Origin of the sequence: Pseudomonas reactans (genome assembly GCF_013387025.1) — a bacterium.
GTDB classification, from domain to species: Bacteria; Pseudomonadota; Gammaproteobacteria; order Pseudomonadales; family Pseudomonadaceae; genus Aquipseudomonas; species Aquipseudomonas reactans.
Genome location: NZ_JACAQP010000216.1, coordinates 1 through 438, shown reverse-complemented (window position 1 = coordinate 438; position 438 = coordinate 1). Strand labels below are relative to the sequence as shown.

Genomic DNA, 438 nt, shown 5'->3' with positions numbered 1-438 from the left:
CGGATCATCTGCGAGTGGCACTGTACGCAGCCTTCGCGGATGTAGATGTCACGGCCTTCCAGTTGCAGCGCGGTGTAAGGCTTCATGCCCTCCACCGGCTTGTTGGTCACGTCCTGGAAGAACAGCGGGACGATCTGGGTCAGGCCGCCGATGCTCACGGCGAGCACCATGAGCAGCATCAGCAGGCCGACGTTCTTTTCAATCGTTTCGTGTTTCATCACAGACTCCTCAGGCCAGCTGCGCAGTGGTAGTGGCTTCGACGGGCTGCGCCGAACGCACGGTGCGCCAGGTGTTGTAAGCCATCAGGAACATGCCGCAGAGGAACACCGCACCGCCCACCAGCCGCACGATGAAGCCAGGGTGGCTGGCCACCAGGGTTTCGACGAAGGAGTAGGTCAAGGTGCCGTCTTCGTTGACCGCACGCCACATCAGGCCCTG

1 protein-coding gene and 1 pseudogene are annotated in these 438 nt (G+C 61.6%); both read right to left on the bottom strand.

Going from position 1 to position 438, the window contains the following annotated elements; all coding sequences use genetic code 11:
* Positions 1-218, bottom strand: a 218-nt coding sequence (locus HX793_RS30995) for a cbb3-type cytochrome c oxidase subunit II (RefSeq protein WP_178905641.1), incomplete at its 3' end; no start/stop codon positions are given.
* A gap of 10 nt (positions 219-228) precedes the next feature.
* Positions 229-438 (bottom strand): annotated as a pseudogene (locus HX793_RS30990) (cytochrome C oxidase Cbb3); the annotation flags it as partial.